The sequence below is a fragment of the Burkholderia glumae LMG 2196 = ATCC 33617 genome (assembly GCF_000960995.1).
GTDB classification, from domain to species: Bacteria; Pseudomonadota; Gammaproteobacteria; order Burkholderiales; family Burkholderiaceae; genus Burkholderia; species Burkholderia glumae.
In genome coordinates, this window is sequence record NZ_CP009435.1 from 3,438,307 (window position 1) to 3,453,924 (window position 15,618).

The window sequence follows — 15,618 nt, forward strand, 5'->3', positions numbered from 1 at the left end:
TCCAGAATGAGGTCGGTGCGAGCCGCTGCGCGCAGGCGGCTCGCGCACGGGCGCGATCTCACGCGTCGCGCAGGAACGTGGCCGCGATCGCACGGCGGTTGAGCTTCAGATTGCGGGTGCGTAACCCGCCCTCGACGTCGAAGGCGCGGTCGGTGAAGATGATCTGCGTGAGCTGGCGCTGCGCCGGCAGCGTGTCGTTGACCGAACGCACGAGCGAGCGCAGCCCGTCGGCCACCTCGGGGTCGTCCGGCCGGCGCGTCGCGATCACCACCGCGAGCCCGGCGCGTGCGCCGGCCATCACCACCGCCACCTCGACGCGCGGGTCGCGATACAGCAGCGACTCGATCGGCTCCGGATGGAACTTCTCGCCGTTGCTGGTGACGATCGCGTCCTTCTTGCGACCGACCACGCGCAGAAAGCCGTCGCCGTCCAGCTCCCCGATGTCGCCCGTCGCGACCGCGTTCGGTGCGACGTAGGTGGCGCGCGTGTCCTCCATCGGCGCATCGAAATAGCCGAGCGAGAGCAGCGCGTCGCGCGTCACGATCACTTCGCCGTCGTCGGCCAGCGACACGGTTCCCGGCTCCGCCGGCTTGCCGACCGTGCCGACCCGCACGCATCCGGGCTTGTTCCACGCGACCATCCCGGCCTCGGTGATGCCGAACGCCTCGTACAGCGCGATCCCGCAGTCCCAGAAGAAATCCAGCGCGGCGCGCTTGATCGGCGCCATCCCGGTGATCATGTAGCGAATCCTGCCGCCGGTCAGCGCCGCGAGCCGCTGCGCGAGCGCCGTGCGGTCGGCGGCCGGGCCGGCCGCCGCGCGGGCCAGCGTGTGCAGCGTCTCGTAGAGCACCGGCGGCCCGATCACGAAGGTCGGGCAGTGCCGCTTGAGCCCCGGGAACAGCCCGTGAAACGGCACCGATACCAGGTCGATGCCGTGATACAGGCAGAAGTAATACGTCATCCGCTGCTGATAGTTCGCGAACGGCAGGAAGGTCAGGAATCGCTCGCCCGGCGCCACGCCGAACGCGTCGGCATACAGGTTAAGCAAATGCGCCGTCCCGCGCCGGCTCATCACGAGCCCCTTGTTCTTGCCGGTCGTGCCGGAGCTGAACACCAGCGAATGGGTATCGGCGCCGTCCTCGACGCGCACCGGCTCGACCGCGACGTCGCTGCCGCGCGCGGCGGCGGCCGGGTCGATGTCGACGGCCCGCGCGGGCAGCGGCGCGGCGGGATCGAGCCATCCCGCATCGACGGCCAGGACGCTCAGCCGATAGCGGTCGATCAATGCCTCGCAGGTGTCGTGCAATCCGTCGTTCGGCAGCGCCACCGACACGCAGCCGAGCTGCAGGCACGCGAGGTCCCAGACCATCCACGCATAGCCGTTGGGCGCGGCGAGGCCCACTCGCGTGCCCGGCACGAGGCCGAGCCGGCGGCCGCGCGCCACCGTCGCGCACACGTCTTCGAACAGCTCGTGGAACGTCCTGACGGTTTCGCGTCCCTGATCGTCGACGAAGCTCAGGGTGTGGCTGCTGTCGCGCAGGCGCGCGACGAGATCATCGAAGGTCATCATCGGCGCTTCCCCGTCACGCGAGCGCGACGCCCTCCGCGGAGGCGTAGTACTTCTGCGCGGCGCTTTCATACATGTTCCAGAACAGCTTGCAGGTATGGCGCACCGCGAACAGCGCTTCCTGCTGCATCTGCACGGTCGTGCACAGATCGGTCACGAGCGAGATGCCTTCCGCGACGTGCGCGACGTCCTCCTTCTGGTGTACCGAGAAGAAGCGCGTATCGGCTTCGCTCAGCCCGTAGCACTTCGCGAGAATCGAGTGGCGCGCATCGCCCGCGCGGGTTTCGAGGCTCTGGCCTTCGCTCGCGATCATCACCGCGGCCGCGCCGATATGGTAGGTGTGCTCGCCCTTGCAGTTCACGAGCCGGTAATCGATCAGCTCGCGCGTGGCGTCGGACGGCGTCCATGCATCGCGTTCCTCGTCGTCGATCCGCTGCGCGCGGATGAAGTCCTCCATCAGCTCGACGTGGTTCTTCGTCTTCGAGAAGCGTCCCGTCTCTTCCTCGAACAGGTTGTACAGCAGCCGGCGCTTGTGGTCGGGGAACGGGCAGCGGAAATACAGATTCTCGATGTACTCGAGAAAATACCGGGTGATCTGGTATCCCTCGAGCGTGATGATCTTGAGCAGCCGCCAGTTCTTCTGCGGCGTGAACAGCTCCGCGAAGATCGGATGATCGAGCGTCAGTTGCTCGTCCAGCGTGTCGCGCAATGCGCGCGAGAAAGTTGCCTTGTCCATCAGCACGTGTTCGCCTGCAAGCGTCATGATCGCTCCCTGTGGGTTGGGTAGCGCTAATGTAAAGGCGGCTTTCGTCACTGAAACCTGTTCGTTCGGGCGGGTACGTTGCCCACGTGCCACGCCTGTACGCCAGGGCAGGTAGGCAGCCCGTGCGCTTGACGCTATAAAGCGTTACGCCAATGCCCCTGGAGAATTCGATGGACGATCAAGCGAACGTGTTCGCCACGCTTACCGAACTTATTCCGCAGATTGCGTCGCTCGAGGTCGCGCCGGAAATGCTGACGCGCGACACCTCGCTGACGTCGGATCTGATGCTCGATTCGATCTCGCTGCTGTCGCTGATGGCGCTGCTCGAGGAGCGCCTGGGCGTGAGCTTCGCGGCGCACACGCAGCAGGTCGCGAATCTCGATACGCTCGGCGACGCCGCCGATCTGGTCGAGATGCTGATGACGGTGAAAGCGTGAGCGCCGCCATGAACGATCGGCCGCCCCTGGACGAGGTCGCGCTCGCCGAGCCCGGCGCCGCCGCGCGCGCGGCGTCGTCCGCCGTCTGGCTGGACGCCGCCGAGCTGCACGCGCTCCGCCTCGCGGCGCAAGGCGTGCCGGCACCCGGCCAGGCCGCCGCCGTGGCGCGGCTGCGCGATGCGCTAGCCCGGGTCGACGGGGCGCGGCCCGTGATCGTGCTCGACGATCCCGTGCTGCGCGACACCCGCGCATTCGATGCCATTGCGCAGACGCTCGCGGCCGCACTCGGCGCCGACGGCAGCGCGCTCGCGCAGGCCTGCATCGTGGTGCTCGGCGATCCGCTCGCGGACGCCGCAGACGAGCGCGGAGCCGCGGCGGCAAGCGCGCTCGACACGCTGACCGATGCGGTCGCGGACATGCTGTTCGAGGTGCGCCGCCGCGCGGACGGGTACTTCGAGAATCAGGCGCTCCCGCTGCCGGGCTACGCCTCGGCCGGCACCGATCTGCTGACGGCCGAGGCCGTGCGCGCGTGGCTCGCGGCCGACGCGGACGCCGGCGTGCACGTGCTGCGCGGCGATCTGCGCATCACCTGGCACGCGCTCGCCGGCGCGGCGGCGCAAGCGATCGGCGTCGATACGCGGCCGGCCTCTGCCGGCTCCGGCACCGACGCGCTCGCCGAGCTGCTCGGCGCGAACCTGCTGCACGCCATGCATCGGCTCGGCTGCGCGGGCGAGGCGCCGCAGCGCGCCGAAGGCGTCCCGCCCCGCCGGCTGCGCTGCGCGCCGTTCGACTGGCGCTCGCGCGTGGCAGCGCGCGTCGCGCTCCATGCCGCCGCGCACGCAAGCCGCACCGCACCACGCCTGGCCGAGCTGCCGGCCGCGCGCCGCATCACGACGGGCACCGGCCACGCGTTCCTTCACACCGGTCGCGGCCCCCGCGCGCTGCTGCTCGTCAATGCCTTCGGCATACCCAACGACGTCTGGCACGATTTCGCCGCCGCGCTCGCGCCGGAGGTCGCCGTCTACTTGCTGGACGCGCTGCACGAGCAGTCCGCCGACGCGGGGTTGACGCGCCTCTACTACACGGAACCCGAGGCACCGTCGCGCTATGCGGACGCGGTGGCCGAGCTGCTCGACCTCGAAGGGCTCGCGTCGATCCATGTCGCGAGCTGGTGCGGCGGCGCGCGCTACGCGCTGGCGCTGGCGCGCGCGCTGCCGGGCCGCATCGCGTCGCTGAGCCTGATCGCGCCGTCGTTCGCCGGCGCGCAAGACTACGACGGCGCGGACAGCGCGTACGAGAACAACCTCAACACGATGTGCTCGCTGGTGGCGCGCATGCCGAAGGCGGCGGAAAGCATGGCGAAATCGATGCTGGCGATGCTCGACAAGCGCGACAAGGACGAAGCACGGTCGGGCGGCCACGCGTCGATGCTCGCCCAGGCCGACGCGGTGACGCGCCACTGGCTGCACGCACCGTTCGTCACGCCGTCCAACATGGTCGACTACAGCCGCCAGCTGCTGAATTTCCGCGCGCATCGGATCGAAGCGCAGCGCGACGACACGCTCGCCGGCCTGCCCGCGCTGCTCGTCACCGGCCAGTACGACGAAATGACATGCGCGACGCGCGCCCACGCGATCGGCGATGCGCTGCTCCGCCCGCTGCGCATCGAGCTGCGCGGCGGCAGCCACCACATGATTCACCAGAACGCGGCCCTGCTCGCGCAGCTGGTCGGCGGCTTTATCGCCGATCCCGCGCTCGCGGCCGGCGCGCTGCCGCATCCGCGGCTGTGCATGGCCGCACCGCCCGCCGGCGAGGAGATGGAGTCCGGCGAGCTGTGACGCGCGCCGTGCGCTGCCCGTTCGGACAGTTACTGGCGGGCGCCGCCAATCATTACATTCTGGTTTCATCAGCCATCCGAATCGAATCCGTCCGCACCCAGCGCCTGTTTCGCGGACGATGCCCAACCCCACGCCAACCAGCGGATCGGAGTTTTCGAATGTACGCAAATAGCCTTGTCGAACTGATCGGCGACACGCCGTTGCTGCACCTGAAGAGCCTGTCGGACGAACGGCGGGGCATCCGCGTGTACGGCAAGCTCGAGAGCTACAACCCGGGCAACAGCGTCAAGGACCGCAGCGCGCTCCAGCTGCTGCGCCAGGCCGAGCGCGACCATGGCCTGAAGCCCGGCTGGTCGATCGTCGAATCGACGTCGGGAAACATGGGGCACGCGCTCGCCATGCTGTGCGCCACGCGCGGCTACCGCTTCATCTGCGTGCTCGATCCGAAGACGCCGAAGACCAACGCGAATCTGGTCCGGGCGTTCGGCGGCGAAGTCGAAATGGTCCAGCAGCCGGACGAAACCGGCAGCTACCAGAAAAAGCGCATCGCCGTCGCCAAGGCGCTCGCCGCGAGCGTGCCGAACTGCGTGAATCTCGATCAGTACAACAATCCCGCCGCGATCGACGCGCACTACTACTCGACCGGGCCGGAGATCGTCGCGCAGCTCGCCGACCGGCTGGACGCGGTGATCGTGTCGGCCAGCACCGGCAGCCATTTGAGCGGGATCGCGCGCTACGTGAAGGAGCGCGATCCGCAGACCCGCGTGGTCGGCGTCGAGCCCGACGGGTCGGTGGTCTTCGGCGGCAGCTACCGGCCTCATCTGCAGAACGGCGCGGGCCTGAGCTTCCAGCCCGGCAACATCCGCGTCGAACTGGTCGACGAGACGATGCGCATCGCCGACCGTGACGCCTTCGTCGGCTGCCGGCGCCTCGCGCTCGACGAAGGGTTGCTGCTCGGCGGCTCGTCCGGGGCGATCGCGCATGCGGCACGGCGCTACGTGGCCGGCTGCCAGGGCCCCGCGAACATCGTGCTGGTGCTGCCGGACAGCGGCACGAAATACCTCGATACGATCTACGACGACCAATGGCTCGTCGCGCACGGGCTGCAGGCCGTGCTCGACGCGCTGCGCGATATCGAGACGCCGCCTCTGGAGGCGCGCGTCGCGGACCTCGAAACCCTGTAAACCCGAGACTGCCATGAACGATGCACTTCGCACCCCGCTCGCCGACGGCGCGCACTATCCGATCGTGTTCGAGAAGGCGGACGTCACGCATGTCGCCTATCGCTGGGCCGACACGGTCGACGACGCCCTGGGCGGGCAGATCGTCGAGCTGATGCGCCGCACGAGCGAATCCGCGCCGATCATCGGGTTCGCCGAAACGATCAGCGACGAGGAAGGCCTGGCCTATCTCGCCGAGCTGCGCGCCAACCTCGCCGCGCAGAAGGTGCGCCTGCTGACGATCTTCGCGAGCACGGGCCAGCTGATCGGCCTGTGCACGCTGCGGCGCAACCTGAATCCGAACAACCGCCATATCACCGACCTCGCGAAGGGAATGATCCACGACACGTTTCGCGGCGGCGGCGTGCTGCCGGCGGCCTTCGTCGAGATCGCGCTGCAATGCGATGCGGACGGCGTCGAGATCGTCACGCTCGACGTGCGCGACGGCACGCCTGCGCACCGCGTCTGGGAACATTTCGGGTTCCAGACGTGGGGCACGCTGCCCGACTACGCGCGCGCGCAAGGCCAGGTGCATGCCGGCCGCTTCATGATGCAGCCCGTCGCGGACCTGAAGGCCCGTTCGCTCGGCATGCTGCGCGAGCGCGTGCCGGCACGCGACGCCGAGCGCGCCGCGAGATGAGCGAGACCACCTACAGCGGGCCGATCGTCGACTCGCATTGCCATATCGCGTCGACGCGCTTCATCCCGACGGCGTTCCTCGACGGCCTGTGCGCGAACGTGCATGCCCGGCTCGCCGCGAACGGCATCCGCAAGTCCCGGGCTGAGCTGCTGGCCGCGTATCTCGACCAGAACCAGGACCACCACGGTGACGCGCTGGTGGCCGACATGACCTCGGGCGGCATCGATCAGGCCGTGGTGCTGCTGCCCGACTTCACCTACGTGATGAAGACCGACCTGACGATCGCCGAGATGTATGCGGAACACCGCGCGATCCTCGCGCGCCACGCGGGGCGGCTTCACGTGTTCGGCGGCATGGATCCGCGCTGGGGCGCGGACGGCGTCGCGCTGTTCGAGCAGGGCGTGGTCGAGTATGGCTTCTCGGGGCTGAAACTGTACCCGCCGTGCGGCTACAGCCCGAGCGACCGCAGGCTCTACCCGCTCTACGAGATCTGCCGCGCGCACCGGCTGCCGGTGCTGCTGCATATCGGCCCGACCGCCCCGACCCTCGAATTCTCGTATTCGCACCCGGACCTGCTCGACCGCGCGGCGTTCGACTTTCCCGAGGTGAACTTCATCCTCGCGCACGGCGCGGTGCATCACGTCGACGCCTGCGTGCGCCAATGCGCGTATCGGCCCAACGTGTACCTGGACATCAGCGCGTTTCTCGGCTCCCAGCATCCGCAGGGCTGGCCGGCCGCGCTCGCCGACCTGTTCCGGATGAACCTCAATCACAAGATCCTGTTCGGCACCGACTGGCCGCTGTTTCGCAACTCGGGCGGACACCGCAAGGTGATGAACCAGTTCCTCGCCCGCAGCGGGCCGCTCGCAGCGGTCGCGCCGATGCAGCGCAAGTGGCTGATGGCCGACAATGCGCGCGCGCTGCTGCCGGCCGTGCACACCGCCGATGCGGCCGCATGACGTGCTGCGGCGCGCGCGCCGGACGGCTCGCGCGCCTCGCCGGCTCACGGCCGCGGCGGCCGCCGCGCTCGCCTGCGCCGCGCTGGCCGCGAGCGGCTGGCCGGGCGCGGCCGACACCGCGGCGGCCGGAACCAGCGATGCGCCGGACGGCTGGCGCGCCGACCAGCGCGCGCTGCTGGCCTCGCTCCGGCTGCCGCCGGAGCGGCCGGCCAGCGTCGATCCGTCGAATCGCGTCGCGGCGTCCGCCGACGCCGCCCGGCTCGGCAAGCGGCTGTTCGCCGACCCGCGCCTGAGCCGCAACGGCGCTGTCGCCTGCGCGAGCTGCCATCTGCCGGGCGACCAGTTCCAGGACGGCCGGCCGCTCGCGCTCGGCATCGCCACCGGCGCGCGGCGCACCATGCCCGTGGTCGGCGCGACCGACGCGCCGTGGCTGTTCTGGGACGGCCGCAAGGACAGCCTGTGGTCGCAGGCAGTCGGCCCGATCGAGAACCCGAGCGAGCACGGCGCCACACGGCTTCGCGCCGTGCATGTCCTCGCCGAGCACTATCGTGCCGACTACGCGCGGCTGTTCGGCGCGCTGCCCGACGTCAGCCGCCTGCCGCGCGATGCCGGCCCGTTGGGTACCGGCACCGAGCAGGCGGCCTGGCGCGCGCTCGACGAGCCCACGCGCGCCGGCGTGTCACGCGCGTTCGCCAATCTCGGCAAGGCGATCGCCGCATACGAAGCGACGCTGCAATACGCGCCGTCGCGCTTCGACAGCTACCTCGACGGCGTAAGCAGCGGCAACGCGGCGCAGCTTGCCGCGCTCACGCCGGTCGAAAAGGCCGGCTTGCGCCTCTTCATCGGCAAGGCGCAATGCGTGAGCTGCCACACCGGGCCGATGCTGAGCGACCGCCAGTTTCACAACATCGGCGTGCCGCCGCGCGGCGCGGCGGCGGCCGATGCGGGACGCGCGGCGGCCATCGGCCAGGTGCTCGCCGACGAATTCAACTGCCTCGGGCCGTTCAGCGACGCGCAGCCCGCGCAATGCGAGGAGCTGCAGTTCATCTCGAACGACGATCCGCAGCTGCTCGGCGCATTCAAGACGCCCACGCTGCGCAACGTCGCGGCGCGCGCGCCCTACATGCACGCCGGCCAGTTCGCGTCGCTCGACGCGGCCGTGCGCCACTATGCCGACCCGCCGCCCGCCGCGATCGGCCGCAGCGAACTGAAGCGGATCGCGCTGTCCGACGCGGAGCAGCGGCAGCTCATCGCGCTGCTCGGCGCCCTGTCGGGCTCCATCGTCGAACGGCCGCTCGCGCGCTGAACGCGGCGGCCTCGCGCGTCACGGCGCCGTGTCCCTCACCGCCACGCCCATCACCTTCACCTGCCCGCCGAACGGCAACGCGGCGGCCTGGTAGACGGTACGCGCCGGACGGCGTTGCGCGTCGAACAGTTCCGCATACACGGCGTTCACGTCGGGCAGCGCGCCGATATCCGTGAACGCGATGTCGACGAACACCAGGTCGTGCCGCTCGAAGCCGGCCGCGGCGAGCGCGCGGAACAGGTTGTCGAACGCGCGCCGCGCCTCGTCGGCCGGCGTGCCGGGCAGGTAGCGGCCATCGGCGTCGAGCGACAACTGCCCGCTCAGATAGCAGGTGCCGTTCACGACGACCGCGTGGCTGATGGGTGACGGCCATTGCGGCAGGCCCTCGCCCGAGGTCACATAGCGTTTCATGGAAATCTCCTGGAAGGATGCGGCGCCCTGCCGGCGCGCCGCGTGGATCGGCTCGATCGGATGCGCCGTGCCGATGCCGGGTCAGAGGTAGTGCTTGACGAGCAGTTGCCACAGGTTCGACTGCGGCAGCGCGCCGAACTCGGTCGACGAGGCGCCGGCATCGATCTGCCATTGCAGGGCGACGTCGGTGCGCGCGAACCGGTAGCGGGCCTCGAGCCAGGTCAGCCGGCTGCGGTCGGCGAGGTTCATCCGCACGAATCCCGACAGGTCGAGCCGCTGAATCCACGCGTCCTGCCAGCGCGCCATCATGAACACGGCGTCGCGCGTGACGGGATCCTGCTGCGCGGCGGCCAGCGCGCGATAGGCGGCATAGGCGGCGGGCGGCCCGCTGCGCAATGCCCGCCAGCCGGCACGGTCCAGCGCGGCGCCGTCGCGGTCGTATTCGAGCGTGACGGACAGGTTGCGCGACGTGGTGCACGTCAGCCCGGCCGCCAGTTTCCAGCGAAACGCGACGTCGCCGTACGGGCGCCCCAGCGCGCGCGCGAGCGTCGAGGGCCCGCGGCCGCCCGACCACTCGGCATAGGTCACGCAGGCATTGTTCACGAGATGATCGAGCGTGAGCCCGAATTGCGGCGAACTGCCCGGCTTACCGTCGTGGTACACCATGAACTGCGGCGTGAGGTCCAGCACCATGCGCTGGCTGAACTGCAGCAGCCAGCGTGTACGCTGGTTGGTCGCGCCGAAATCCGGCGAGTACGACGCATCGCTCGGACGGTCCGCGACGCGCGGCGCGACGAGCGCACTGGCCGAGCCGCCGCTCCACAGCTGCTGGCCGCGCAGCATCACGGTGCCGAGCCGGTTCTCGCGCAGGCTCGCCGGATCCACCGAGGTCACCGAGCGCACCGCGTTGTCGCGAAGGAAATCGGTCGGGTTGTAGCCGGTCGCAACGCCGAGCCGCACGTTGACGCGGCCGGCCTGCAGCAGCGTCTTGCCGCCGCCCAGCCGGCCGTCCAGGTACAGTTCCTTCAGCGTGTTGATCGCCGCCGCGTCGCCGTCGAAGCGCAGCGGGCCGTTCAGGTCGAGCCGATCGGCGAAGTTCACGCTCCAGCCGCCCGCCAGCGCATGCCGCGCAAACAGGTCGAGCGAGAGCCGCCCGGCCGTGCGCAAACCGCCCCCAGGGCGCACCTCGGCGAGCCGCAGGCCCGGTTCGATGCTGAACCGGTAGTTGCGCTCGTCGACCGTCTGCACGGGCGTCGCATCGGCCAGCGCGAGGCCCGCCGCTTCCGCGTCGTCGGCACGGCACACGCTCGTCGCGCAGCACGTCAGCACGGCCAACGCGATGCAGGCTCGGCGCGTCATTGAGGCTCGAAACGCGCCATGAAATCGGACTGGAACCACGCGTCGGGAATCTCGCGCGCGACATAGTCCGCATAGCGCATCACCGTCACCAGGTTCGGATTGAGCCCGTCGATGATGACGATTTCGGTCGGCCGCAGCGCGCCGAGCTGCTGCTGGTAGCGCCGGTAGAACGCGGTCTTGAGAAGCTTGCCGCTTTCGCTGAAGAAACGCGCCTTGACGGGCCGCGAGTCGGTCGTGTCGATCCACATCTCGACCGCGTGATAGGTCATGTCGGGTACGCTCTGCACGAGCTTCAGGCGGTAGGCGCGGCGCGTCTGGCGCTCGCCGTCCTGCACCTCCTCCTCGCCTTCGAGCTGCGCGCGGTAGCCTTGCGCGAAGTTGACCGTGACCACGTCGCCGTTCGACGCCTGCCCGAGCAGGCGCTGCTGCGGCGAGATGCGGATCGTCGCCTTGCTGGCCGGATCGAAGAACCACAGATCGTTGCCGCTCTTGAGCATCAGCTTGTTCGCGTCGCGCGCCGGCGCGACGAAGCGGATCAGGCTGCGGAACTGGCCGCTCGCCGGATTGATCCGCGAATACGCGGCCAGCGCGTTGGCGTCCGTCTGTTTGCCATCGGTGTACTGGGTCAGCGTGACGTTCAGCGAGAACGGCTCGCCCGGATTGCGCACGGCGTCGCTGGCGGCCAGGATGCGCTGCGGATCGGGCGCGGCCGCGGCGGTGCCGCACGCGAGTGCGACGAGCGCGGCCGCGCAGCGGCGCGCCATCGTATGCATCTGCATGAAAATCCTCTCCAGGCGGGTATCGGGATGAGCGGGGTGAGCGGGGCGAACGGCGCGCGCACGCGCGCGGCTCAGTAGCCGGGGTATTGCATCTGCAGCGCCACCCATGCGGCCGTGCGCTTGCCGAACTCGGTGGCGATCGCCTCCAGCGACGCGTCGAGCGCGTGCAGCGGATGCTGCGTGACGGGTGCCGGCAGCATGCGCGCCGGCGCATCGACGCCCGCGACCCGGTCGGGCACGATCGTCAGCCCGCGGCGCGTGCGCAGCGGCTCGCGATTCGCGGCGACGGTGTACGCGGTCGAACGGAACGTCGTCGAATACGCGTCCGCCTCCAGCACCAGCGCGATTTCGTCGACGCCCGGCGCGATCGGAATGCCGTAATCCTCGTGAGCCCAGAACTGCACGTAGTTGCCGGCAATCGTCGCCATCGCCGGCAAGCCGAGGCTGAAGCGCTCGCTCGCGATCTCCGACGACCAGGCGGGGCGGCCGAGGCGCTCGCCCACCTGCAGCGCACGCGCACGGCCGGCGATGGCCTCCACGAGTGCGAGCGACACGGGAATCGTCGCGGTCACGCCGGTGGTCGTGACGACCTTGCCGTCGGAGACGTAGCGCTTGCCGTCGACCCAGCGCGTATCGGTGAACTTCTTGCGCAGATCGTCCATCGAGTACCAGTGGCCGGTCGCACGGCGGCCGTCCAGCAGGCCCGCGCGGGCGACCACCCACACGCCGTCGCACACCCCGATCACGGTCGCGCCCTTCTTCGCCTGCCCGGCCACCCAGGCGATCAGCGCCGGGTCGCTGTCGCGATGCACGGCGGGCACGATCACGTAGTCGGCGCCTTCGGGCACGCGCTGGTCGAACTGTGCGGTGGTCTCGTCGGGGATCAGGTTCATCGGCGCCGGAAACATCCGGATCGGGCCGGGCTTCGTCGCGAGCGCGACCAGGTCGGCCGCGCCCGATTCCGCGACGATGCCGTAGGGCACCACGTAATCGGTCAGTTCGGTGTAGTAGTTCTCGCCGACCACGGCCACGACCGGACGCGTGCGCCCGAAGCGCGGCGTATAGGCGGGCAGGCGGTCCGCGCGCTCGGCGGCGGGCGCGGCGGCGGCCGTGCCGCTCGCCGGGCCGGCCTGGGCGGCGCCCGCGGCGCCGGGCACGACTTGCGCGAACAGCAGCAGCATCCAGTACACCATGACTTTTCGCATCGAAACTTCTCCGTGGATGGGATGGATCGGGGCCGTCGGCGCGCGGCCCGCGGGGCGCGTCACGACGCGGCGGCCGGGGGCAGCACGACGTTGAAGGTCACGTCGTCGTCGCCCTGCGCGGCCCGCACCTTCAACGTGATCGTCCACCAGCCGGGCATGCTGAACTTCATGCCCTCGAGCCGGTAGCCGCCGCCGCCGGCCGATACGACGCGCGGACGGGTCGGCAGGCCATGCCCGTGCTGCGGCATGCCGCCGGCCACGTCGATGCGCGCGCCGCTCACCGGCTCGCCGGATGCGCGGCTCAGCGCGACGCGCCAGGCGTGGATCCGGTTCAGCGGCAGCGCCGCGGGCGGCTCGGGCGGAACGAGCGTCACGACATAGGTGCCGCCCGACGTCGGCTGGGTCAGCGCGAGATTCAAGCCGGCCGGCGGCCGCGAATCGCCCGACACGCCGCAGCCGGCAAGCCAGGCCACCCCGCCGAGCACGGCGATTCTCATGATGAATTGCCGACGCAACTCTTTCATATTCATTTCGATTACGCAAGCATGCCGTGCACGCTCAGGCATAACGAAGCGCATCGACGATCTCCATCCGGGCCGCGCGACGGGCCGGCAGCAACGCGGACAACATCGACACGACCAGCAAGCCCAGGGCGGTACACACGATCAGGTCGTTTTCTCCCCACACGCGAATGATCAGCGGCACCGGCGAGCGGCCGGGCGGCGTCCAGGTGAGGCCGCCGTGATTGATCGCGCCCGCGAGCAAGGCCGCGCTCGTCACGCCGAGCAGCGCGCCGATCACGCCGAGCAGCATCCCTTCGCAGAGGAACAGCCGGCGCACGCCGCCGCGGCGCAACCCCATCGCGCGCAGCGTGCCGATTTCGACCGTCCGCTCGAACACCGCGGTGCTCATCGTGTTGCCAACCGTGAACAGCACGATCGCGGCGATCAGCAGCGCGACGAAGCCGAACAGCGTCGTGAACATCGCGAGCGCCTGGCCGTAGAACGGATTCAGCACGGTGTAGTCGACCACTTCGGTATCCGTATCGCCGAACCGGGTGCGCAGCAGCGTGTCGAGCCGGGCCTTCGCGGCCGGCAGATCCGACGTATGGCGCAGCTGCACGACGATGGCCGTGGCCTTCGGCGGCTCGTTGCCGTACACCAGGCGCTGCGCTTGCGCGAGATGCAGCCCGACGTACATGTCGTCGTACTCCTTGATGCCCTGCCGCTCGGCCTTCACCGCGCGCAGCTCGGCGACATTCGGCGCACCGCGCGCGGTCGCCGCCAGCAGCTCGATGCGGCTGCCGTTCGCGCCGGCCGGCGAGGCGGCGCGCATCCCGTTGGCGAGCGCCGCGATGTCGCCCGGCAGCGCGGGCGCGTCGGCCGGGCCGGCCGCCCGCTTCGGCGGCTGGCAGTCGGCTACCTGGAGCGGGGCGCACAATTCGAGCACGCGCGCGAGCCCCGTGCCGATCACCGCCGCGTCTTGCGCCGTGCCGGTGAGCGCCATCGGCGGAATCGTGACCGGGAAGCGATAGTCGTTCCATTCGCGCATCCGGTTCTGGTCGGCCACCCGCACGCCGAGCGCAAGCGCGGTGCGCGACAGGCCCGCATCGAAGTTGCCGGCGATGCCCTGCAGCTGCAGCGTCGGCGTCGCCACCAGCAGCATCGGCGCCAGCACGGGATCGGCCTTCACCGCGTCGATGATCGTCTGGTAATTGCCGATTCCGTACTCGGATGGATTGCCGCTGCCGAATTCGTAGAACCCCTTGCGCTCGATCTGCAAGTGGCCGCCGTATTTCACGTAGTCCGTCTGCAGGCCATACGTGATGTTGCGCGTATAGCCGCCGAACAGCAGCACCGCGTGGGCGCCCACGATCATCGCCAGCAGGGTCGTGATCGAGCGGCGGCGGTTGCGCAGCAGGTTGCGCAGCGCGAGAGAAAGCGTCTTCATGCAAGGACCTCACGAGTATCGGCATGCGTGAGCGCTGATACGCAGCCGTCGGCGATGTGGATCACGTCGTCGCCCGCGGCGAGCACCTGCGGGTCGTGCGACGAAATCACGAAGGACACGCGCCGCTCGCGCTGCAGCCGCTTCATCAGCGCGATGATCTGCTGGCCGGTCTTGCTGTCGAGGTTGGCGGTCGGCTCGTCCGCCAGCACCAGGTTGGGTGCCGCAACGAGCGCACGCGCGATCGCGACGCGCTGGCGCTGGCCGCCGGACAGCTGGCCCGGACGATGATGCGCCTTGTCGGCCAGCCCGACCGCATCGAGCATGTCGCGCACGCGCTGCGCACGCTCCGCCTGGGTCAGCCGCATGCCGGCCAGCAGCAGCGGATACTCGACGTTCTCGTGCGCCGTGAGCACCGGCAGCAGATTGAAGTTCTGGAACACGAAGCCGAGCCGGCGCGCGCGGAAATCCGACAGCGCGTCGTCCGAGAGGCGGCCCACGTCTTCGCCGGCGACGACGATGCGGCCGCGATCGGGCCGGTCGACGCAGCCGACGAGATTCAGCAGCGTCGACTTCCCGCTGCCGGACGCGCCGGCGATCACGGTGAATCTTCCGTCGCGAATCTCGAGCGTGACGTCGCGCAGCGCGGTCACGTTGACGGAACCCATCAGATACGACTTCTCAACGGCTTCGAGTTTTACGGCGTTCATGGTCTCGATCTACGAAGTTGGCGGCCCACGACAGCAGGAGCGATCGCGCTGCGCAGAATATCAACTTGGCGCGCGCGGCAAACCTGTTCGATGGGGCAGCGCGGCGCTTGCAAGCGCTCACGCACGGCGCGCGAGGTCAGGCCGTACCCGCGCGCGGCGGGCAACGCGCCATGCGTCGCCTGGCCTGCGCGTTCGCACGGGCCAGCGCGGCGCCCGCGCCCCCGCTTGCCCCGGCTCTGGTTTCAGACCGGCATGCTGGTCAATCCACCTCCCGGGTTCGTCCTGCGCCGCCCGCAAGCCGCGGCGGCCGATCGGCTGTTGCGCTTTCCTTGCGCCGGCGGCGGATCGCTCTCGTATCGGCGCTGGGCGCTCGCGCTGCCGGGCTGGCTCGAAGTCGCCGCCGTCGAGCCGCCGGGGCGCCGCATCGGCTCGCCTCAGTGAAAGGGCAAGGCCACGCGCGTGACGAGGTCCGCCCCA

General features: G+C 70.0%; 16 protein-coding genes. 7 read left to right on the forward strand and 9 right to left on the reverse strand.

The features are described 5' to 3' along the window. Positions 1-58: 58 nt before the first annotated feature. Together KS03_RS27930 and KS03_RS27935 are read right to left on the reverse strand one after the other, a co-directional pair. Positions 59-1,570, reverse strand: coding sequence for an AMP-binding protein (locus KS03_RS27930; RefSeq protein ID WP_015876277.1), 1,512 nt, complete (start codon positions 1,568-1,570; stop codon positions 59-61). A 13-nt stretch (positions 1,571-1,583) separates the two neighbouring features. After that, positions 1,584-2,330, reverse strand: coding sequence for an iron-containing redox enzyme family protein (locus KS03_RS27935; protein WP_015876278.1), 747 nt, complete (start codon positions 2,328-2,330; stop codon positions 1,584-1,586). A gap of 170 nt (positions 2,331-2,500) precedes the next feature. On the opposite strand from KS03_RS27935, the gene KS03_RS27940 reads away from it, so the two are divergent. From KS03_RS27940 to KS03_RS27965, 6 genes are all read left to right on the forward strand, one after another. Further along, entirely contained in the window at positions 2,501-2,767 is a 267-nt protein-coding gene (locus KS03_RS27940; RefSeq protein WP_017924261.1) for an acyl carrier protein, read from the forward strand. An 8-nt stretch (positions 2,768-2,775) separates the two neighbouring features. Beyond that, entirely contained in the window at positions 2,776-4,605 is a 1,830-nt protein-coding gene (locus KS03_RS27945; protein WP_015876279.1) for an alpha/beta fold hydrolase, read from the forward strand. A gap of 158 nt (positions 4,606-4,763) precedes the next feature. Next, a complete protein-coding gene (locus tag KS03_RS27950; RefSeq protein WP_015876280.1) occupies positions 4,764-5,789 on the forward strand; it encodes a PLP-dependent cysteine synthase family protein in 1,026 nt (341 codons plus the stop codon). Between the two features lie 13 nt (positions 5,790-5,802). Next, positions 5,803-6,465 carry a GNAT family N-acetyltransferase gene (locus KS03_RS27955; RefSeq protein ID WP_015876281.1) on the forward strand — a complete coding sequence of 221 codons (663 nt, stop codon included), beginning with the start codon at positions 5,803-5,805 and terminating at the stop codon, positions 6,463-6,465. Continuing rightward, positions 6,462-7,424, forward strand: a complete 963-nt coding sequence (locus KS03_RS27960; protein WP_015876282.1) for an amidohydrolase family protein — start codon at positions 6,462-6,464, stop codon at positions 7,422-7,424. Before KS03_RS27955 ends, KS03_RS27960 begins: the two co-directional genes overlap by 4 nt. Next, entirely contained in the window at positions 7,411-8,730 is a 1,320-nt protein-coding gene (locus KS03_RS27965; protein ID WP_015876283.1) for a cytochrome-c peroxidase, read from the forward strand. The genes KS03_RS27960 and KS03_RS27965 overlap by 14 nt, the downstream gene beginning before the upstream one ends. A gap of 18 nt (positions 8,731-8,748) precedes the next feature. Here the strand turns inward: KS03_RS27965 and KS03_RS27970 are convergent, their stop codons facing one another. The 7 genes from KS03_RS27970 to KS03_RS28000 all read right to left on the reverse strand — a co-directional run bounded on the left by KS03_RS27970 (position 8,749) and on the right by KS03_RS28000 (position 15,141). Further along, positions 8,749-9,141, reverse strand: a complete 393-nt coding sequence (locus tag KS03_RS27970; RefSeq protein ID WP_015876284.1) for a RidA family protein — start codon at positions 9,139-9,141, stop codon at positions 8,749-8,751. 81 nt (positions 9,142-9,222) lie between these two features. After that, positions 9,223-10,500, reverse strand: coding sequence for a hypothetical protein (locus KS03_RS27975; protein WP_015876285.1), 1,278 nt, complete (start codon positions 10,498-10,500; stop codon positions 9,223-9,225). Continuing rightward, positions 10,497-11,279: an outer membrane lipoprotein-sorting protein gene (locus KS03_RS27980; protein WP_015876286.1), complete on the reverse strand. Its 783-nt coding sequence runs from the start codon at positions 11,277-11,279 to the stop codon at positions 10,497-10,499. The genes KS03_RS27975 and KS03_RS27980 overlap by 4 nt, the downstream gene beginning before the upstream one ends. A 71-nt stretch (positions 11,280-11,350) precedes the next feature. Further along, positions 11,351-12,484 carry a DJ-1/PfpI family protein gene (locus tag KS03_RS27985; protein WP_015876287.1) on the reverse strand — a complete coding sequence of 378 codons (1,134 nt, stop codon included), beginning with the start codon at positions 12,482-12,484 and terminating at the stop codon, positions 11,351-11,353. 59 nt (positions 12,485-12,543) lie between these two features. Further along, complete coding sequence (locus tag KS03_RS27990; RefSeq protein ID WP_035980681.1) at positions 12,544-12,981, reverse strand: FixH family protein; 438 nt, start codon at positions 12,979-12,981, stop codon at positions 12,544-12,546. A gap of 61 nt (positions 12,982-13,042) precedes the next feature. Beyond that, entirely contained in the window at positions 13,043-14,434 is a 1,392-nt protein-coding gene (locus tag KS03_RS27995; protein ID WP_015876289.1) for an ABC transporter permease, read from the reverse strand. Continuing rightward, on the reverse strand, positions 14,431-15,141 hold the full coding sequence (locus tag KS03_RS28000; RefSeq protein WP_015876290.1) for an ABC transporter ATP-binding protein: 711 nt from the start codon (positions 15,139-15,141) through the stop codon (positions 14,431-14,433). Before KS03_RS28000 ends, KS03_RS27995 begins: the two co-directional genes overlap by 4 nt. A gap of 225 nt (positions 15,142-15,366) precedes the next feature. On the opposite strand from KS03_RS28000, the gene KS03_RS28005 reads away from it, so the two are divergent. Further along, complete coding sequence (locus KS03_RS28005; RefSeq protein WP_017433605.1) at positions 15,367-15,582, forward strand: hypothetical protein; 216 nt, start codon at positions 15,367-15,369, stop codon at positions 15,580-15,582. Positions 15,583-15,618: the final 36 nt, after the last annotated feature.